We start from the raw sequence: 18,712 nt of genomic DNA, 5'->3' as shown, positions 1-18,712 counted from the left end.
CTACGGCTCGATCAACCCGCGCACGAGCGGGTCGTCGGCGTCGACGACCGGATGCTCCGCGAGGACCGCCCGCGCCTGCGCGTAGTCCTCCGCGCCCAGCCCGGCCGCCGGGTTGCTGCGGCGGCTCGCCCGGGACAGCACGGTGCCCTCCTGGGAGTCGGCCGAGAACGCCGCGTACGCCGCGTCGACGCCGTCGGCGGGCAGGCCGCAGTGGTCGAGCACGGCGGCGAGGGTCGCCTTCGGGTCGGCGTCCAGGGTCTCGTAGGCCACCGGCAGCAGCGGCACCCCGGCGCGGCGCAGCGCGCGGTAGCGGTCCAGCACCGACAGCCAGGTCAACACGTACGCCTCCGTCGGCGTCGGCTGCCGCTCGTGCTGGGTGGCGAAGGGCATGATCAGCGGGGCCTGCGCCAGCACGTGCTTCAGGAACGCCAGTTGCGCCGCCGGGTCGGGCAGGTGCGGCGTGAAGCCCTGGTGCATCGACTCCAGCCACGGCCGCGCGTCGCGGTGCAGGAACACGCCCCGGGCGTCGGGGAACACCTCGTGGAACAGGTCGCCGAGCTGGATGCCGCCGGCCCGGAACTTGACCGCCAACGTCTCGGTGCCCCCGCCCAGGCCGCCGGTGTCGCTCCGGGCGTCGCGTCCGGTGTTGCCGAGGACGCGGACGCAACTGCGGATCAGCCGCGCGTACTCCGCGTCGCGGCCCGGGTCCTCGTGCCGCAGCAGCGCGATCTCGGTGAAGACGTCGGGCTCGGAGTAGCTGCACACCCCGGCCACCTCGCCCAACGCCCTGCTGAGCAGCGTCGACCCGCAGCGCCCGACGGAGTAGACCAGGATGAGCCGGGCCGGGTCGGGCAGGCCGTCGGCGAGCCGGTGCAGGGTCTCGTAGGGCACCGTGACCAGCCGCCGCGCGGCCCGGTACTGGTCGAGGTAGAGGAACGGCCCGCCGGTCAGGTCGATCCCCGGCGAGGTCTGCACGAAGTATGCGAGGCGGTGCTCGTCGTCGAGGCAGTGCAGGCTGACGTCGGGGTCGCCGAGCAGGCTCTCCGCCGGCACCGAACCGCCCGGTCGTACGACGAAGTTGTGCGGGCTGGCCGGAACGAACTCGGCCGGCGCGACCTTGTCGAGGATGTCCAGCACCTGCGCGGACCCGTTCGTATCCATCGATGCCAGACGCTACGCGGAATCACGGCGTGCGATCAAGCCCTTGCGGAGCGCTGGGGCCCGGTTCGTGCCTGCTGGCTCGACCCGGTGCTCGCGCTGGTTGCGTTGCGTGAGGCGTGCGGCACGAGGGCGGGGAGGGCCGACTGGTGCCACTCACCGTCACGGCCTCCTGGCCTCGCAGTGCGTCCCGCGCCCCTTTGCTCTGCCCCTACGGGCGCAACGCCCGGCCTACCAGGGGATCTGTGGGCCGTGGGCGGCGGGCGGCGCGGTGGCCGGTTGCGGTGCGTGAGCTGATGCGTATGTGGGTGCAGGGCAATAGGGGTTCACCGACGGGTGGTCGGGCCGAGCGGGCGTCACGCATGGTCACGGCCTGGCGGCCCGGTACCCGCCGTGCCGCCGTTGCGGTACGGGCAGGTGTCGTCGGTGCGTCAGCCCGGCGTGCGGTGACCCCGTTAGGGTGGCGGCATGCCAGTGGTGCCAGGGGGATTCGTGCCGGGCCGGAGCGCCCTCACCCTGATCGGTGGCGATGCCGCCGGTCCGCGCCAGGCGAACCCGCCCGCCAGCGGATTCTGGCGGCTGGTCCTGGGTGTCCTGGGGCTCGGGCTGCTGGCGATCGGCCCGTTCCTGGTGTACGCCGCCGCCTTCCTCGCCACCGACGAGCCCACCGTCAACCGATGGGTCATGGGAGCGGCCGGAGTCGGGGTCACCCTGTCGTGCCTCGGGCTGGCCCGGCGCGAAGCGCGGCAGCACGACCGCGCCCGACGGGACCAGCGCCGCCTGGAGACGGTCGGCGTCGCCGCGACCGCCGAGATCACCGCCGTGCGGCCCGCCTCGCTGGGCGAGGAGAACGGGATCGAGGTGAGCCTGCTGATCAGCGGGCCCGGGTTCGAGCCGTTCGTGACCGCCTCGCAGTGCAAGGAGCATCCCAGCCTCAAGGTCGGCGCGCGGCTCAACGCCGTGGTCGACCCCACCGACCGCCTGTACGCGATAGTCCCCTAGCTGGGTCGGCGGACTCTGCGCCGCCACCAGCAGGCGATCTTGGAAGAAACAGGCCCCTCGGGGGGCCGAGATCTTCCAAGATTCACCCGCTCCCGCGTGTTGCCCTGGCCGGGGGACTCTGCGCCACGAATGAGCCCTTGCCCTGGTGCACCTCGATCCAGCCCCGCTCGTCGAGGATCCGCAGGGCCAGTCGGATCGGCGTCGCGCTGGCGCGGTACTGCTCGCACAGTTCGGTGATGGAGGGCAGCTTGTCACCAGGCTTGAGCGTGCCGCTTCGGATCGACGCGGTGACGTCATCGATGACCTGCTCATAGACAGGCTTGCGGGGCATGTGAACCACCTCTCGGTTCCCGCCCGGCCGCCCGACGTGGCGCAGGTGCGGGCCCGGCTGGGGCATGCGGAGCAGAGTTACCGGCACGCCCGGTACCCGGAGCTGCTCGCCCTGCTGCCCGGCCTGCTCGACGCCGCCTGCGAGGCACGCGCCACCGCTCCGGGCCGGGCGGCCGACGGTCTGCTGGTGTCCGGGTATGGGCTGGTCGCGCTGGTGCTCGTGAAGGTCGGCCAGGGGGAGCTGGCGTGGCTGGCCGCCGACCGGGGGCTGGCCGTCGCCACGGCCGCCGCCGACCCATGGCTCGCCGCCGCCGCGACCGTACCGCTGTGTCAGGCCCTGCGCGCGAGTGGCCGGCTGCGGCCGGCGGTGGAGGCGGCGGTCGTGGCCGCCCACCGCATCGGGCCCGGCCGGTCCGATGCCGCGCCCGCCGCCGGCCCGGCCGTGCGCGGGGCGCTGCTGATCCAGGCCGCCCTGGCCGCCGCCGGCCGGGGCGACGCGCGGGCCGCCGACGAGCTGCTCGACCGGGCCGAGGAGGCCGCCCGGGCCGCCGATCCCGGTGGCGCAGACGGTGGTGGCTTCGGCGGCGCGGGCTTCGGGCGGGCGGCGGTCGAGGCCGCCCGGGTGGTGGCCGGGTCCGCGCTCGGCCAGGTCACGGCGGCGACGGTACGCCACGAGAGGCTGATCGCCGACGACGAGTGGCGGTGGCTGCCACCCGAGCACCGGGCCGCGTACCTGCTGGACGTGGCCCGCCTGCACGCCTCGGCCGGCGACGGGCTGCGCGCCGGTCGGGCGGTGCTGGACGCGGAGCGCACCGCCCGGAGCGAGGTGCACGACCGCCCGGCGGCCCGGGAACTCGTCGGCGTCGTGGCGCGGTCGGCGACGGCCCCGGCCGCCCTGACGCGGCTCGCCGCCACCCTAGGCGTCACCTGACCCGTCGCAGACTCGCCGCCTGATCCGGCTGCCCAGCTACGTTGCGACACGTATCATGCGTATTACGTATCAGGGGGCCGATATGAAGTTGAACAGCAAAGGGCAGGTGACCATCCCGGCCGAGCTGCGTGCCCGGCACAACCTGCACGAGGGCGACGAGGTCGACGTGATCGAAGAAGGTGGCGCACTGCGCATCGTGCGCGCTAGCGACGCCGAGACCCGAGGACGGCGGCTGGTCCGGCACATGCGTGGACGGGGTAGCGCCCGAGAGGTGGAGAGCATGTCGACGGACGACCTGATGGACCTGCTCCGTGGCGAGTGATCGGATCCGGGCCGTCGCCGGCCGGGCGGCCGACATGGTCACCACCCTGGTCGACACCAACGTCCTGCTGGACATCTTCACCGACGACCCGAAGTGGGCCGACTGGTCGGGTGAGGCACTGGCCGCCGCCCGCGACGCCGGCCTGCTGGTGATCAACCCGATCGTGTACGCCGAGGTGTCCGTGCGGTTCGCGCGGGTGGAGGAACTCGACGACGCGCTGCCCGCCACGGACTTCCTCCGCGAGGAGCTGCCGTACCCGGCGGGATTCCTGGCCGGCAAGGCATACGCCCGGTACCGCGCGCAGGGCGGCACCAAGCGCTCGCCGATCGCGGACTTCTACATCGGCGCGCACGCCGCGGTCTGCCGCTACCGCCTGCTCACCCGCGACAGCAGCCGCTACCGCACCTACTTCCCCAGGTTGACGGTGATCGCGCCCGAGGCGTAGCCACGGCTCAGCCTTGCGCGCCGACCGCGCGGTAGACCTCGACGGTGCGGGCGGCGATCGCGTCCCAGGAGAAGTGCTCGACGGCCCGGACCCGCCCGGCCCGGCCGAGCTCGTCGGCCTTCGCCGGGTCGGCCAGCACCCGGTTGACCGCCGCCGCCAGGTCGGCCACGAAACGCTGCGGGTCCAGCGGGGTGCCCGAGCCGTCGGCGGCCTGCTCGATGGGGACCAGCAGCCCCGTCTCGCCGTCGGCGACGACCTCGGGGATGCCGCCGGTGGCGGTGGCCACCACCGCCGTCTCGCAGGCCATCGCCTCCAGGTTGACGATGCCCATCGGCTCGTAGACCGACGGGCAGACGAAGACCGTGGCGTGGGTGAGCACCTGGATCACCTCGTGCTTGGGCAGCATCTCCGCCACCCAGACCACCCCGGACCGGGTGGAGCGCAGCTCGGCCACGAGGCCCTCCACCTCGGCGGCGATCTCCGCCGTGTCGGGGGCACCGGCGAGCAGCACGAGCTGCGTGTCCTCCGGCAGCTCCCGGGCGGCCCGCAGCAGGTACGGCAGCCCCTTCTGCTTGGTGATCCGCCCGACGTAGACGACGCTGGGGCGGGCCGGGTCGATGCCGAGCCGGTCCACCACGTCGGTGCCGGGGTCCGGGGCGTACTGGGCGGTGTCGATGCCGTTGTAGACCACCTTCACCCGGTCGGGGTCCACCGCCGGGTACGCCGCCAGCACGTCGGCGCGCATGCCCGCGCTCACCGCGATGATCGCGTCGGCCGCCTCGTACGCGGTGCGCTCGCACCAGGACGACAGCGCGTAGCCGCCGCCGAGCTGCTCGGCCTTCCACGGCCGCAGCGGCTCCAGGCTGTGCGCGGTGACCACGTGCGGCACCCCGTGCAGCAGCTTCGCCGTGTGCCCGGCCAGGTTGGCGTACCAGGTGTGGCTGTGCACCACGTCGGCGCCGGCGCACGCGGCGGCCATCTCCAGGTCGACACCCATGGTGCGCAGCGCGGCGTTCGCGCCGGCGAGGGCGGCCGGCTCGGCGTACGCGGTGACGCCCGGCTCGGCGCGCGGCGCGCCGAAGCAGTGCACCCGCACGTCGGCCAGCCGGCGCAGCTCGCGGGCCAGGTACTCGACGTGCACGCCGGCCCCGCCGTACACCTCCGGCGGGTACTCGCGGGTGAGCAGATCGACGCGGAGTGCTCCGGTGGCGGGGGTGGCGGCGGTCATGCCCCGCACCCTAGTGCAGAAGTCCGTCCGTACGAGTGGTGAAGTCGCACGCGGATGGTTAGCGTCTGGGCATGGCTGACAAGGTGCTCGCGATCGTCCTGGCCGGTGGAGAGGGCAAGCGCCTGATGCCGCTCACCGCGGACCGGGCGAAGCCCGCCGTCCCGTTCGGCGGGATGTACCGCATGGTCGACTTCGTCCTGTCCAACCTCGCCAACGCCGGCTTCATCAAGATCGTCGTGCTGACCCAGTACAAGTCCCACTCACTGGACCGGCACATCACGATGACCTGGCGGATGTCGACGCTGCTCGGCAACTACGTCACGCCGGTGCCGGCGCAGCAGCGCCGCGGCCCCTGGTGGTTCGCCGGCTCCGCCGACGCGATCTACCAGAGCTTCAACCTGATCCACGACGAGCAGCCCGACTACGTGATCGTCTTCGGCGCCGACCACATCTACCGGATGGACCCCCGGCAGATGGTCGACGACCACATCGCCTCCGGGGCGGGGGTGACCGTCGCCGGCATCCGGCAGCCGCTGTCGATGGCCGACCAGTTCGGCGTGATCGAGGTCGGCCCCGACGGCCGGCGGATCCGGTCGTTCCGCGAGAAGCCCACCGACGCCGCGGGCCTGCCCGACGCCCCCGACCAGATCTACGCCTCGATGGGCAACTACGTCTTCACCACGAAGGCGCTCCTGGAGGCCGTCGAGCAGGACGCGGAGGACAAGACCAGCAAGCACGACATGGGCGGCAGCATCATCCCGATGCTGGTCGAGCGCGGCGAGGCCAACGTCTACGACTTCCGCGACAACGAGGTGCCGGGCAGCACCGACCGCGACCGCGGCTACTGGCGGGACGTGGGGACGCTCGACTCGTTCTACGACGCCCACATGGACCTGATCAACGTGCACCCGGTGTTCAACCTCTACAACTTCGAGTGGCCCATCTACACCGAGCAGCCGCCCTACCCGCCGGCGAAGTTCGTCCACCAGTGGGGCGAGCGGGTCGGCCGGGCCGTCGGCTCGATGGTGTCGCCCGGCGCGGTGATCTCCGGCAGCCTGGTGGAGAATTCGATCGTCTCGCCGAAGGTCAAGGTGCACTCCTGGGCGCACATCGACGGCTCGGTGCTGATGGAGGGCGTGGACATCGGCCGGCACGCGGTGGTCCGCCGGGCCATCCTCGACAAGAACGTGATCGTCCCCGAGGGCGCCGAGATCGGCGTCGACCTGGAGAAGGACCGGCAGCGCTACACGGTCTCCGACAACGGCATCGTGGTGATCGGCAAGGGGCAGCGGGTCGAGCCCTGAACCACCCACACTTGTCCTGTCGTGTGTGAGCCCGGCCCGTGCCGGGAAGACCCATCGTCCGTAGCGTCCCTGGAGGTTGCAGCAGTGGCCCACCCCCGCGCCGGTCAGCCCGCCGAGCCCACCGACCTGGTCGACGTGCCCCGCCTGGTCACCGCCTACTACGCCGAGCATCCCGACCCGGACGACCCGGCGCAGCAGGTCTCCTTCGGCACCTCCGGCCACCGGGGGTCGAGCCTGCGCAACGCGTTCAACTCCGACCACATCCTCGCCGTCACCCAGGCGCTGTGCGACTACCGCCGTCAGCAGGGCATCGACGGGCCCCTCTTCCTGGGCCGGGACACCCACGCCCTGTCGGCCCCGGCGGCCGTCGACGCGCTGGAGGTGCTCGCCGCCAACGGGGTCACCGTGCTGCTCGACAGCCGCGACGGCTACACCCCCACCCCGGCGGTGTCGCACGCGATCGGAACCCACAACCGGGGCCGCACCTCGGGGCTCGCCGACGGCATCGTGATCACCCCGTCGCACAACCCGCCCGACGACGGCGGGTTCAAGTACAACCCGACCCACGGCGGGCCCGCCGACTCCGACGTGACCCGGTGGATCCAGGACCGCGCGAACGCGATCCTCGCCGCCGGGCTCAAGGAGGTCGCCCGCATCCCGTACGCCCGGGCCCGCGCCGCCGACACCACCGGCACGTACGACTTCCTCGCCCACTACGTCGACGACCTGCCCGCCGCGCTCGACCTCGACGCCGTCCGGGCCGCCGGGGTGCGCATCGGCGCGGACCCGCTCGGCGGGGCCAGCGTCGCGTACTGGGGGGAGATCGCGCAGCGGCACCGGCTCGACCTCACGGTGATCAACCCGACGGTCGACCCGACGTGGCGGTTCATGACCCTCGACGGCGACGGCAAGATCCGGATGGACTGCTCCTCGCCGAACGCGATGGCGTCGCTGATCGCCGCCCGCACCGACTACCAGGTCTCCACCGGCAACGACGCCGACGCCGACCGGCACGGCATCGTCACCCCCGACGGGGGCCTGCTCAACCCCAACCACTACCTCGCCGTGGCCATCGGGCACCTGTTCCGCACCCGCTCGCAGTGGGGCCCCGACGCGGCGGTCGGCAAGACCCTCGTGTCGTCGTCGATGATCGACCGGGTCGCCGCCGACCTGGGCCGGCCGCTGCTGGAGGTGCCGGTGGGGTTCAAGTGGTTCGTCCCGGGCCTGCTCGACGGGTCGGTCGGCTTCGGCGGCGAGGAGAGCGCCGGGGCGTCGTTCCTGCGCCGCGACGGCAGCACCTGGACCACCGACAAGGACGGCATCCTGCTCTGCCTGCTCGCCGCCGAGATCATCGCGACGACGGGCCGGACGCCCAGCGAGCACTGGGCGGAGCTGGCCGGGCGCTTCGGCGCCCCCGCGTACGCCCGCATCGACGCCCCGGCCGACCGGCGGCAGAAGGCGGTGCTGGCGAAGCTCTCCCCGGAGCAGGTGACGGCGACGGAGCTGGCCGGCGAGCCGATCACGGCGACGCTGACCGCCGCGCCGGGCAACGGCGCGGCGCTCGGTGGGCTGAAGGTGACGACGGAGTCGGGCTGGTTCGCCGCCCGCCCCTCGGGCACGGAGGACGTCTACAAGATCTATGCGGAGTCCTTCCAGGGGCCGGAGCACCTGGCCCGGATCCAGGAGGAGGCCAAGGAGCTGGTCTCGGCGGTGCTCGGGCAGGCGTGAGCCGGAGCGCGACCGGCCCGCCCGGATAACCCGGGCGGGCGTGCTCCGTTACCCCTAGCGGAACCCGGGCCGTCGAGGGCCCGGGTCGCGGGGAAGGAGCGCCATGCGCGCGATGGTCGTGACGGGGGCCCGGTCGTGAGGGTGGTGGTGACCGGGGGAGCGGGCTTCATCGGCGCCAACCTGGTCCGGGAGCTGATCCGCGTCGACGCGGTCGGCGAGGTCGTGGTGGTCGACGACCTCTCCACGGGCTCGCTGGACAATCTGGCGGACCTCCCGGTGCGCCTGCTGGTGGGCTCCGTCATGGACCCTGACCTGCTCGACGAGGCCGTCGCCGGCGCGGCGAGCGTGGTGCACCTGGGCGCCCTCGGGTCGGTCCCCCGGTCCATCGCGGATCCGCTGCGCAGCCACCACGCCAACGCCACCGGCACGCTGACCGTGCTGGAGGCGGCGCGGCGGCACGGCGTCGGGCAGACCATCCTGGCGTCCTCGTCGTCGGTGTACGGGGCGAACCCGGTGCTGCCGAGGCGGGAGACCTTGCGCCCGATGCCGATGAGCCCGTACGCGGTGTCGAAGCTCGCGACGGAGGCGTACGCCAACGCGTACGCCTCCTGCTACGGGCTGCCGGTGCTGCCGTTCCGCTTCTTCAACGTCTTCGGGCCGCGGCAGGCCGCCGACCACGCGTACGCGGCGGTGGTGCCGCGGTTCGTCTCGGCCGCGCTGGACGGCCGGCCGCTGGAGATCTTCGGCGACGGCCTCCAGACCCGCGACTTCACCTACGTCGGCAGCGTCACCGACGTGCTGGTGGACGCGATCCTGCGCCGGGTGCACGTCCCGGACACGGTGAACCTCGCGTTCGGCGCCCGGATCTCCCTGCTCGACCTCGTCGCCGAGCTGGAAACGGTGCTCGGCCGGCGGCTGGAGACCGTGCACGGGCCGCCACGCACGGGCGACGTGCGCGACTCCCAGGCGGACTGCGGGCGGCTGCGGGAACTGTTCCCCGCCGTGCGCCCCCACCCGTTGCGGGCGGGGCTGGCGGCCACCGTCGGCTGGATGGCCGGTCGCGTGCCCGCCGGCCGCTGACCGTGCCGCAGCCCCGCTCGGCGCTGGGGACCGCCGCCCCGGACGGGCCGCCGGAGGCCGTCGCGCGGGCGTCGGCCGCCGCGCCGCCCGCCGGTGCCGGGCGCAGCCGCCGGCTGGCCACCGGTGTCCTGACCGCCGGCGTCGCCCGGGGCGTCGGCCTGCTCGCGCCGGTGCTCCTGATCCCGGTCTGCCTGTCGCGGCTGGGCACGGAGCGCTACGGGCTGTGGATGGCGGTCCTCGCGCTGACCGGCATGGCGGCCTTCGCCGACCTGGGCCTCGGGGCCGGGCTGATGACCAAGCTCGCGCCCTGCTACGCCAGCGGCGACACGGCCAGGGCGCGCGGGTACGTCTCCACCGCCTACGCCGTGCTCACCGCCGTGGCGGTGACGCTGGGCGTCCTGCTGTGGTCGCTGGCCTGGCTGGTGCCGTGGACGTCGCTGTTCAACGTTTCGGGGGTGGTGGACCCGGGGGAGACCCGCGCCGTGGTCCTGATCTGCCTCACCTCGTTCCTGGTGAACATCCCGCTGGCCCTGGTGGTCCGCGTGCAGTACGCCTACCAGCAGGTGGGCGAGAGCAACCTGTGGCAGGGGGCGGGCGCGCTGGCGACGGTCCCGCTGGTGCTGCTCGTGGCACGGCTGGGGCTGCCGGCCGTCGCGGTCGTCGCCGCCGCGTCGGCGGGGCCGCTGCTGGCCAACCTGGCCAACAGCGCGTGGGTCTACGGCCGGCGGATGCCCGCGCTGCGGCCAGGCATCGGCGCGGTCGACCGCAGGCTCGGGGCCGCGCTGCTCCGCCTCGGCGGGATGTTCTTCCTGGTGACCGTCCTGACCGGGCTGTCGACCAACATGGACAACCTGATCATCACGCACACCCTCGGCCCGGAGAGCGTCACCGCGTACGCGGTGCCGGCCCGGCTGGCGCTGCTGCTCGGCGCGCTCGTGACGGTGCTCAACCTGCCACTGTGGTCGGCCAACGGCGACGCCCTGGCCCGTGGCGACCTGGCCTGGGTCCGCCGGACGGTGCGGCGGATGGTCGTGCTCTCCGTGCTCGCCACCGTGCCGCCGGCGGTGGGGCTGGTGCTGGCGGGCGACCGGCTGTTCGCCGCCTGGCTGCCGGTGCCGCTCGACGGGAACCGGTGGCTGCTCGGCGGCCTCGCGCTGTGGTTCCTGCTGATCGGCTCGTTCTCGGCCCTGATGATGGTGCAGAACGCCGCCGGGGTGGTCCGTCCGCAGGTGGTCGGGCTGGTCGTCTACGTCGGCGTCGCCGCGGTGGCCAAGTGGCACGCCGTCGAGGCGTACGGGCTGGCGGCCGTCCCGTTCGTCGGCACCGCCGTCTACGCGCTGACCGTGCTGCCCGCGGGGCTGTACGGCTACCGGCGCACGCTCGCCCGCTACGCCGGGCCCGGCCCGGCGAGTCCGTCCGCCGGGCCCGCCGTTGAGCAGGACGGCGACGCCGTCGGGGCCCGCCGGGAACGGAGGCCGGGACCATGACGCGGACGGACGGCGGGGCGGGCTGGGTGGCGATCGTCGGCCCCTTCCGGTTCCCCTGGGGACAGGCGAGCTCCCGGCGGGTGCACGGCATCGCCTGCTCGCTGGCGGCGGCGGGGCGGCACGTCGTCGTCGCCTGCGGCGAGCACGGCCCCGGGCTGACCCCGCTGCCCGACGCGGTGGGGCCGGGCTCGGTGTCCTACCTCGGGTTGGGCGAGATCCCGCCGGCCGGGGCGGGCAAGCTCGACAAGGCGGCGCGGGCGTGGTGGAGCTGGGGGTCGCGGACGGTGCGCTGGCTCGACAGCCGGCCGACGCGCCCGAGCCACGTGGTGCTCTACAACGGCGACGCCCCCTATGCGGCGCGTCTGCGGGCCTGGTGCCGGCGCAACGGGGTGCCGGTGATCGCCGACGTGGTGGACCGCTACAGCCCCGAGCAGCTCCGGGGCGGCCGGTTCGCCCCGCCGTACCTCAGCGCGCTGCTGGCGTTCCGCTACCACTACCCGCGCTGCGCCGGCGTGATCGCGGTCAGCTCCTACCTCGACGACCACTTCCGGGGGCACGGCCTGCCGGTGCTGCGGGTGCCGCCGACGCTGGACGCCCGCGCCCTGGGTCTCCTCGCCGACCAGCGGCCCGACGGGGACGGCCCCCTCCGGCTCGTCTACGCGGGGGATCCGGGCCGCAAGGACCTCGTCGCCACCATCGTGCGGGCGGTGGAACGGGTGGACGGGACCGGGGACCGGGTCGAGCTGCGCGTCGTCGGCCCCACCGTGGAGCGGGTCCGCGAGCTGCTCGGGGGCGGGCCGGTGCCGGCCGGGGTGCGGGTGCTGGGCCGGCTGCCGCAGCAGGAGGTGTGGGCGCAGGTCCGGCGGGCGGACTTCAGCGTGCTGCTGCGCCCGCCGACGCGCTTCAACCGGGCCGGGTTCCCCACGAAGTTCGGCGAGAGCCTGGCCAACGGCACGCCGGTGATCGCCAACCTGACCAGCGACCTGGCGGAGCACCTGACCGACGGGGTCGAGGGGCTGGTCTGCCCCGGTCACTCGGTCGACGCCCTCGCGGCGACCCTGCGCCGGGCGCTGCGGCTGAGCGCGGAGGACCGGTGCCTCATGCGCAAGGCCGCCCGCCGGCGGGCCCTGGAGTCGTTCGACTTCCGGGTCCACGCGCGGGCGCTGGCCGAATTCCTGGACTCGGTCCGACCCTGACGGGGCGATATGCACCTTTTGCGGTTAATGCGTGACTGGTGGTGCCCCCGGGTCGTTGGTCCCGGCGACGACCGACAGGCCGAACCAGGGGTGAGGACGAGGAAACGCTGATGAACCCAACGACAGCGGGGCGTCGGGTGCTGATCACCGGGGGGACCGGCTCGTTCGGCCGGACGATGACCCGGCGGCTGCTCGACCGCGGTGTGGGCGAGGTCCGGGTGCTCAGCCGGGACGAGGCCAAGCAGGACGAGATGCGCCGCGCCCTCGGCGACGCCCGGGTGAGCTACCACATCGGCGACGTGCGCGACTACGACAGCGTGCAGCGCGCCAGCCGGGGGGTGGACTTCGTCTTCCACGCCGCCGCCCTCAAGCAGGTGCCGTCGTGCGAGTTCTTCCCGCTGGAGGCCGTCCGCACCAACGTGCTGGGCAGCGCGAACCTCATCGAGGCGGCCACCCGCAACGGGGTCAGCTCGGTGGTGGTGCTCAGCACCGACAAGGCCGTCCAACCCATCAACGCCATGGGCCTGACCAAGGCGTTGATGGAGAAGGTCGCCCAGGCGCACGCCCGGCGCGGCTCGGGCGGCACCGTCGTGTCCTGCGTCCGGTACGGCAACGTCATGTGCTCCCGGGGCTCGGTGATCCCGCTGTTCGTCGAGCAGATCCGCTCCGGCGCGATGCCCACGGTGACCAACCCCGCGATGACCCGCTTCCTGATGTCGCTGGCCGACTCGGTCGAGCTGGTCGAGCACGCCTTCGCGCACGCGCGGCCCGGCGACGTCTTCGTCCGCAAGGCCGCCGCCTGCGCCATCGGCGACCTGGTCGTCGCCCTGTGCCAGCTCTTCGACGTGCCGGCCAAGTACGACGTGATCGGGGTGCGGCACGGCGAGAAGCAGCACGAGACGCTGGCCAGCCGGGAGGAGCTGGCGCGGGCCGAGGACTTCGGCGACTTCTACCGGGTGCCGGTCGACGCCCGCGACCTCAACTACGCGGCGTACGTGACCGAGGGGACCCTCGGCGGCCGTCCGGCCGAGGACTTCACCTCCGCGAACGCGCGGCGGCTCACCGTACCGGAGATTGTGGCGCTGCTGCGCACGCTGCCCGAGATCCGCGCGGAGCTGGCCCTGCGCGAGCCGGTGCTGACCCCGTGAAGGTCGCCCTCACCGGCGCGGAGGGCTTCCTCGGCTGGCACACCCGGGTGCTGCTGCGCGCGCTCGGCTGGCCCGATCCCGTCCTGATCGGCCGGGCCGACCTGGCCGACGCGGCCGTGCTGGCCGACCGGCTGCGCGGCGTCGACCGGGTGCTGCACCTGGCCGGGGTCAACCGCGGCGAGCCGGCCGAGGTGGCGGCCGGCAACGTCGCCGTCGCCGAGGCCCTCGCGCGCGGCCTGCGCCGCTGCGCGCAGCCGCCGAAGACCCTGGTGTACGCGAACACGGTCCAGGCCGGCAACGGCACCGCCTACGGCGACTCGAAGGCGGCGGCGGCGGCGATCCTGGCCGGGGCCGCCGCCGGCTGCCACCTCGTCGACCACCGCCTGCCGCACCTGTACGGCGAGCACGGGCGGCCGTTCTACAACTCGGTGACGGCGACGTTCTGCCGGGTCCTGGCCGACGGCGGGGAGCCCGAGCTGCGCGACGACCGCGAGCTGCGCCTCGTGCACGTCACCGACGCCGCCGCCGCGCTGCTCGACGCCCCGCCGGCCGGGCCCTGGGACGCCGCGATGCCGGCGCTGCGCATCGGCGTGCACGCCCTCGCCGACCGGCTGGCCGGGTTCGCGGCGACCTACCGCGGCGGGGACCTCCCACCGCTGACCGACCGGCACGACGTGCGGTTGTTCAACACCTACCGCTCGCACCTGTTCCCGGCGGGCTACCCGATCCCGCTCGTGCGCCGCGCCGACCACCGGGGCGAACTGGTGGAGGCGGTCCGCAGCCACGGCGCGGGGCAGGCGTTCTGCTCGGCGACCCGCCCCGGCGTGACCCGGGGGGAGCACTTCCACCTGGCCAAGGTGGAGCGCTTCGTCGTGCTGCGCGGACGCGCCGAGATCCGGCTCCGTCGGGTCGGCGGGCGGGGGCTGGTCCGGTTCCCGGTCGACGGGGCGGAGCCGGTCGTGGTGGACATGCCGACGATGTGGGCGCACGACATCACCAACACCGGCGACGGGGACCTGCTCACCCTCTTCTGGACGAACGACCTGTTCGACCCGGCCCGGCCGGACACCTACCCGGAGCCCGTGGCCGCCGCGTAGCCGCGGTCGACGGCGACGGGTCCCGGGGCGCGAACGACGGAGGTGGACCTTTTGACCAGGGTGATGACGGTGGTCGGCACCCGACCGGAGATCATCCGGCTGTCCCGGGTGATCGACCTGCTGGACCGCACGGTGGACCACGTCCTCGTGCACACCGGGCAGAACTGGGACCCGGCGCTGTCCGACGTGTTCTTCAGCGACCTGCGGCTGCGCCGCCCCGACCGGTTCCTGCGGGTGGACACGGCGTCCCTCGGCCGGGTGCTCGGCGGGGTGCTGGTGGGCGTGGAGGCGGCGATCGAGGAGCACCGCCCGGACGCCCTGCTGGTGCTGGGCGACACGAACAGCTGCATCGCGGCGCTGATGGCCCGGCGGATGCGGGTGCCCGTCTACCACATGGAGGCCGGCAACCGCTGCTTCGACCTCAACGTGCCCGAGGAGACCAACCGGCGGATGGTCGACCACGTCGCCGACTTCAACCTGGTCTACACCGAGCACGCCCGGCGCAACCTGCTCGCCGAGGGGCTGCACCCGCGCCGGATCCTGCACACCGGGTCGCCCATGCGGGAGGTGCTGGAGCACCACCGCGCCGCCGTCGAGGCGTCCACGGTGCTCGACCGGCTGGGCCTCGAACCCGGGGGGTACTTCGTGGTCAGCGCCCACCGCGAGGAGAACGTCGACGACCCGGCGCGGCTGCGGCGGCTGCTGGACTGCCTGGCGGCCGTGCGGGACACCTGGCGGCTGCCGGTGCTCGTCTCCACCCACCCGCGCACCCGCAAGCGGCTGGAGGCGATCCCCGCCGCCGACGTGGCGCTCGACGGCATCGACTTCCACGAGCCGTTCGGGTTCCTCGACTACGTGCGCCTGCAGACCCGGGCGCGGTGCACCCTGTCCGACAGCGGCACGATCAGCGAGGAGTCCGCCATCCTCGGCTTCCCCGCCGTGACGCTGCGCGAGTCGATCGAACGCCCGGAGGCGCTGGACGCCGGGGGCATCATCATGACCGGGCTCGACCCGGCGGGCGTCGTCGAGGCGGTCGCCCTCACCGTCGACCAGGTGGCCGCGCACGGCGTGCCGTGCCCGGCGGACTACCGGGTGCCGGACACGTCCCGCCGGGTGGTCGACTACATCCTGTCGACCGTGCGCCGCCACCACGACTGGGCCGGCATCCGGCCCCGGTGCCAGCCCGCGTCGTGACGCCCGCCCGCCGGCAGGGGCGGGCGCGGCCGAGTCACGGGGCCGGGTCGACCCCCCACAGCCGACGCCACTGCCGCGCGACGTGGTCCAGGGTGAGCGGTGACCCGCGCAGCACGCGGGCGATCTCGGCGCGCCGGGCGTCGTCCGCGCCGGCCTGTTCCAGCGTGACCCGCGCCCAGACCTGCGGCCCGGCGCTCAGCGGCACCAGGGTCAGCCCCGCGACGAGGCCGGACAGCTCCCGCAGGGACGGCAGGTCGGCTGCCACGACCGGGACGCCGACGGCGAGCGCTTCGAGCACCACGCCGGGCAGGCCCTCCCGCAGGGAGGGCAGCAGCAGCACGTCGGCGGCGCGCAGCACCGGGCCGACCTCCTCGACCTCGCCGGCGAGCACGACGTGCGGGTCGCGGTCGACGCCCGGATGCGCGGCGGTCAGGTCGTCGACGCCCAGCGGGCCGGCGACCAGCAGCCGGGCGTCGGGGCGGTGCTCCCGCGCGGCGCGGTGCACCTCGACGAGGAAGGGGCGGTTCTTCACCGGGTGGGCCCGGCCGAGGAAGCCGAGCACCGGCACGTCGCCGGGCAGGTCCCAGCGCCGCCGGGCGGCGGCGCGGTCCCAGCCGTCGGTCCTGGTGGTGTCCACGCCGTTGGGCAGCACCCGGTACCGGCGGTCGTGCGGCCGGGGTCCGGCGAAGTCGACGGCCGCGGCCGTCACCCCCAGGACGTCGGTCGCCGTGTGGGCCAGCACGACCCGGCACAGCCCGCGCAGGAGCCGACGCCGCAGCGTGGCCGGCTTGTCGTCGCCCTCGCTCCACATCCGGGCGATCCGCACCGGCACCCGGGCGACCCGGGCGGCGGCGAGGACCGCCGCGCTGAACAGGCTGATGTGGGAGACGACCACGTCGGGACGGGCGACGCGCAGGCAGCGCCACAGCCGCAGGGGGAACAGGAGGCGCGGGCGGACCGGACACTGCACGACGGTGGCGCCGGCGTCCCGGTAGGCCGGCGCCAGCGATCCCGTGACGCCGTTGACGGTGACGAAGGTCTGCTGCGCCTGACCGGGCGGCACGACGCGGCAGACGTCCAGCGACGCCGTCTCGATGCCGCCCCGGTCGAGGCACCCGACCACGTGCAGGACCCGCACGGCCGGCGTCGACCGCGGCGGAGGGCGGCGCGGGGCCGGGTGGGGCGCGGTCGGGTCCGCGAGGGCCATGGGCACTCCTTGGGTCGGCTGGGGTGTGGGGTCGGCCCCGGGCGGTTCCGCGCCGTGGAGGACCGGCGCGGGTCAGGGCACCGCCGACAGCGGGCGTACGCGGTGCCGGCGGCCGAACCGGCAGGCCAGCCAGACCAGCAGGAGCGTCGGCATGGAGTACTTGACGAGGCAGAACAGGACGTTGTCCAGGTCGGAGCTCTGGGTGGTGACGAGGACCCACACCACGGGCGCGACGAGCTTCGGCGTCAGGTCCGGCGCGGCCACGGCCGCCGTGTAGTACCCCTGGACGGCGCGGACGGCGAGGCCGAAGGCCACGAAGGAGAGCACGCCGCCGACCAGGCCGAAGTTGATGATGCCCTCACCGGCCGTGCCGTAGATCTTACTCGAATCGCCCTCCTCCTCCGAGTAGAGCGGGTTGTAGAGGATGCGCGATCCCACGTCGACCTTGCTGGTCGGTACGTCGGGGAAGAGGCCGTCGGGCAGGAACATGAACCAGGCGTTGGCGTACGTCGCCCCGAGCACCGGCTCGAACTGGCCGTCGAGGTAGCGGTGCAGGATGACGCTCTGGATGTCGGCGCGGCCCAGGTCCGCGGTGAGCAGCATGGGCATGTCCCGCCCCGTGTCCGACACGGCGCCCTGGACCGTGCCGGCCCGCCGGATCTCGTCGATGGCCTTGGTGCCGCCCAGCTTGTAGAAGGCGTACAGGTAGATGAAGGCGAAGGCGAGGACCCCCACCACGGCGAGGACCTTGCGGGGCACCCGCCGGACCGTGACGTTGACCAGGACGAGCGCGAGCAGCAGCGGCCAGAGGGTGCTGCTGCGGCTGCCCTTGAGCCCGCCGATGAAGAACTGGGTCACGGTCAGCGCGAGCACGAGCAGGACCAGCAGGACGGTGTTCCGGGCGAGCATCCTGCGCCAGCGGACGAGCGCGAGGGTGAAGACGACGTACGGGAACGCCTCGGAGAGCACGATGAGCGGGCCGAGCCCGGTCATGTCCTTGACCCGGTTGGCCTGGTCGGCCATCGTGGCGACGAAGCCGTCGATGCCGCCGAAGATGGCGATCTCGTAGCCCATCGCGGCGATGCTGACCACCGCGAGCGCCAGGCCCGCCGTGTAGAAGGTGGGCAGGTGCATCGCGGGCAGCCGGCGGTGCCGTCGGCGGGGCCGGCGGGGAAGGGCGACCACCACCCGGTAGAGGGCCGTGCCGACCGCGTTGAGGATGCCGAGCATCCCGAGCGCGTCGCGCCAGACCGGCTGGTCGTAGACCCTCGTCACCCACTCGTCGAGGGCCACGTTGAGGATCGGCGCGAGGTAGAGGAACTGGAGCCCGATCAGGCCCGCGCAGGCCCGCGGGTCGAACACGTCGACGCCCCGGCGGAACCACCGCAGCGCCTCGGCGCCGATGAGAACGCCGGTGAGGGTCGTGGGCGCCATGAACCAGTGGCGCAGGTCCGGTAGGCACACCATCAGCGCGATGCTCAGCGACGTCACGAGGATCGCGGCCAGGACGTTGTTGTCCACCGGCTTCCCCGTGGTCACCGGCCCGTTCGCGCGGAGCGCGCCGACGGGTCGTGCGGCGGGACCAGCCAGGGTCGTCATCGGATCCTCCTCGTGCGGCGGCATGGGTGCGCCGGTGGCGTCGACACCCTCCTAACCAGGTCCGGGCCGGGAACGTTACTCAGCGCTACGGGATGGCCACCCGAATGGATCCGTCCGGGTGGCCGGGAGTGGTATCGAGATAAAGGCGGCTAATGCTCTGTTATGGGCGTTTCTCGGGCGCGGATCGGTCGTTGCCCTGGGTGTTACGGGGGCGACCGCCCGGCGACACCCGACCCACGCCTGACGGTGGCCGGGA

At 73.8% G+C, this 18,712-nt stretch carries 17 protein-coding genes; 12 read left to right on the top strand and 5 right to left on the bottom strand.

Annotation, left to right across the window (positions count from 1 at the left end):
- Entirely contained in the window at positions 1-1,161 is a 1,161-nt protein-coding gene (locus HDA31_RS18880) for a sulfotransferase (RefSeq protein ID WP_178064166.1), read from the bottom strand.
- 465 nt (positions 1,162-1,626) lie between these two features.
- Between HDA31_RS18880 and HDA31_RS18875 the strand changes: the two genes are divergently transcribed.
- A complete protein-coding gene (locus HDA31_RS18875; RefSeq protein WP_178064167.1) occupies positions 1,627-2,160 on the top strand; it encodes a hypothetical protein in 534 nt (177 codons plus the stop codon).
- Between the two features lie 82 nt (positions 2,161-2,242).
- Here HDA31_RS18875 and HDA31_RS18870 read toward each other — a convergent pair whose 3' ends face one another.
- On the bottom strand, positions 2,243-2,491 hold the full coding sequence (locus HDA31_RS18870; RefSeq protein WP_178064168.1) for a winged helix-turn-helix domain-containing protein: 249 nt from the start codon (positions 2,489-2,491) through the stop codon (positions 2,243-2,245).
- Between HDA31_RS18870 and HDA31_RS18865 the strand changes: the two genes are divergently transcribed.
- From HDA31_RS18865 to HDA31_RS18855, 3 genes are read left to right on the top strand one after another with little or no spacing between them, the layout of a single operon-like run.
- Positions 2,492-3,421, top strand: a complete 930-nt coding sequence (locus HDA31_RS18865; protein WP_178064169.1) for an XRE family transcriptional regulator — start codon at positions 2,492-2,494, stop codon at positions 3,419-3,421. It abuts the gene before it with no gap.
- A gap of 55 nt (positions 3,422-3,476) precedes the next feature.
- A complete protein-coding gene (locus HDA31_RS18860) occupies positions 3,477-3,743 on the top strand; it encodes an AbrB/MazE/SpoVT family DNA-binding domain-containing protein (RefSeq protein WP_260422052.1) in 267 nt (88 codons plus the stop codon).
- Positions 3,733-4,188 (top strand): type II toxin-antitoxin system VapC family toxin, encoded by a 456-nt coding sequence (locus HDA31_RS18855; RefSeq protein ID WP_219825022.1) that lies wholly within the window; start codon positions 3,733-3,735, stop codon positions 4,186-4,188. Before HDA31_RS18860 ends, HDA31_RS18855 begins: the two co-directional genes overlap by 11 nt.
- Before the next feature lie 7 nt (positions 4,189-4,195).
- Here HDA31_RS18855 and glgA read toward each other — a convergent pair whose 3' ends face one another.
- Complete coding sequence (gene glgA, locus HDA31_RS18850; protein ID WP_178064171.1) at positions 4,196-5,416, bottom strand: glycogen synthase; 1,221 nt, start codon at positions 5,414-5,416, stop codon at positions 4,196-4,198.
- A gap of 71 nt (positions 5,417-5,487) precedes the next feature.
- Between glgA and glgC the strand changes: the two genes are divergently transcribed.
- From glgC to wecB, 8 genes are all read left to right on the top strand, one after another.
- Positions 5,488-6,720 (top strand): glucose-1-phosphate adenylyltransferase, encoded by a 1,233-nt coding sequence (gene glgC, locus HDA31_RS18845; protein WP_178064172.1) that lies wholly within the window; start codon positions 5,488-5,490, stop codon positions 6,718-6,720.
- An 84-nt stretch (positions 6,721-6,804) separates the two neighbouring features.
- On the top strand, positions 6,805-8,448 hold the full coding sequence (pgm, locus tag HDA31_RS18840) for a phosphoglucomutase (alpha-D-glucose-1,6-bisphosphate-dependent) (RefSeq protein ID WP_178064173.1): 1,644 nt from the start codon (positions 6,805-6,807) through the stop codon (positions 8,446-8,448).
- A 135-nt stretch (positions 8,449-8,583) separates the two neighbouring features.
- Positions 8,584-9,528: an NAD-dependent epimerase/dehydratase family protein gene (locus tag HDA31_RS18835; protein WP_178064174.1), complete on the top strand. Its 945-nt coding sequence runs from the start codon at positions 8,584-8,586 to the stop codon at positions 9,526-9,528.
- 2 nt (positions 9,529-9,530) lie between these two features.
- Positions 9,531-11,015, top strand: coding sequence for a lipopolysaccharide biosynthesis protein (locus HDA31_RS18830; protein ID WP_178064175.1), 1,485 nt, complete (start codon positions 9,531-9,533; stop codon positions 11,013-11,015).
- Positions 11,012-12,211, top strand: coding sequence for a glycosyltransferase (locus tag HDA31_RS18825; RefSeq protein ID WP_178064176.1), 1,200 nt, complete (start codon positions 11,012-11,014; stop codon positions 12,209-12,211). Before HDA31_RS18830 ends, HDA31_RS18825 begins: the two co-directional genes overlap by 4 nt.
- Positions 12,212-12,321: 110 nt before the next feature.
- Positions 12,322-13,359, top strand: a complete 1,038-nt coding sequence (locus HDA31_RS18820; RefSeq protein WP_178064177.1) for a polysaccharide biosynthesis protein — start codon at positions 12,322-12,324, stop codon at positions 13,357-13,359.
- On the top strand, positions 13,356-14,456 hold the full coding sequence (locus tag HDA31_RS18815) for a polysaccharide biosynthesis C-terminal domain-containing protein (RefSeq protein ID WP_074475852.1): 1,101 nt from the start codon (positions 13,356-13,358) through the stop codon (positions 14,454-14,456). Before HDA31_RS18820 ends, HDA31_RS18815 begins: the two co-directional genes overlap by 4 nt.
- Positions 14,457-14,516: 60 nt before the next feature.
- Positions 14,517-15,650: a non-hydrolyzing UDP-N-acetylglucosamine 2-epimerase gene (gene wecB / locus HDA31_RS18810; protein WP_246384667.1), complete on the top strand. Its 1,134-nt coding sequence runs from the start codon at positions 14,517-14,519 to the stop codon at positions 15,648-15,650.
- Between the two features lie 34 nt (positions 15,651-15,684).
- Here wecB and HDA31_RS18805 read toward each other — a convergent pair whose 3' ends face one another.
- Positions 15,685-16,857 (bottom strand): glycosyltransferase, encoded by a 1,173-nt coding sequence (locus HDA31_RS18805; RefSeq protein WP_178064179.1) that lies wholly within the window; start codon positions 16,855-16,857, stop codon positions 15,685-15,687.
- A gap of 72 nt (positions 16,858-16,929) precedes the next feature.
- The gene (locus HDA31_RS18800) at positions 16,930-18,456 is read right to left on the bottom strand and encodes a hypothetical protein (RefSeq protein WP_178064180.1); all 1,527 of its coding nucleotides are present in this window, start codon (positions 18,454-18,456) and stop codon (positions 16,930-16,932) included.
- Positions 18,457-18,712: the final 256 nt, after the last annotated feature.

It is taken from the genome of Micromonospora carbonacea, assembly GCF_014205165.1.
GTDB lineage: Bacteria > Actinomycetota > Actinomycetes > Mycobacteriales > Micromonosporaceae > Micromonospora > Micromonospora carbonacea.
This window is presented reverse-complemented; position numbering and strand designations above follow the sequence as displayed.

Excerpts from the sequence above, each read along its gene's own strand:
- HDA31_RS18880 (WP_178064166.1), bottom strand. The coding sequence starts at position 1,161 with ATGGATACGAACGGGTCCGCGCAGGTGCTGGACATCCTCGACAAGGTC.
- HDA31_RS18875 (WP_178064167.1), top strand. The coding sequence starts at position 1,627 with ATGCCAGTGGTGCCAGGGGGATTCGTGCCGGGCCGGAGCGCCCTCACC.
- HDA31_RS18870 (WP_178064168.1), bottom strand. The coding sequence starts at position 2,491 with ATGCCCCGCAAGCCTGTCTATGAGCAGGTCATCGATGACGTCACCGCG.
- HDA31_RS18860 (WP_260422052.1), top strand. The coding sequence starts at position 3,477 with ATGCGTATTACGTATCAGGGGGCCGATATGAAGTTGAACAGCAAAGGG.
- glgA (WP_178064171.1), bottom strand. The coding sequence starts at position 5,416 with ATGACCGCCGCCACCCCCGCCACCGGAGCACTCCGCGTCGATCTGCTC.
- glgC (WP_178064172.1), top strand. The coding sequence starts at position 5,488 with ATGGCTGACAAGGTGCTCGCGATCGTCCTGGCCGGTGGAGAGGGCAAG.
- HDA31_RS18825 (WP_178064176.1), top strand. The coding sequence starts at position 11,012 with ATGACGCGGACGGACGGCGGGGCGGGCTGGGTGGCGATCGTCGGCCCC.
- HDA31_RS18820 (WP_178064177.1), top strand. The coding sequence starts at position 12,322 with ATGAACCCAACGACAGCGGGGCGTCGGGTGCTGATCACCGGGGGGACC.
- HDA31_RS18805 (WP_178064179.1), bottom strand. The coding sequence starts at position 16,857 with ATGGCCCTCGCGGACCCGACCGCGCCCCACCCGGCCCCGCGCCGCCCT.
- HDA31_RS18800 (WP_178064180.1), bottom strand. The coding sequence starts at position 18,456 with ATGACGACCCTGGCTGGTCCCGCCGCACGACCCGTCGGCGCGCTCCGC.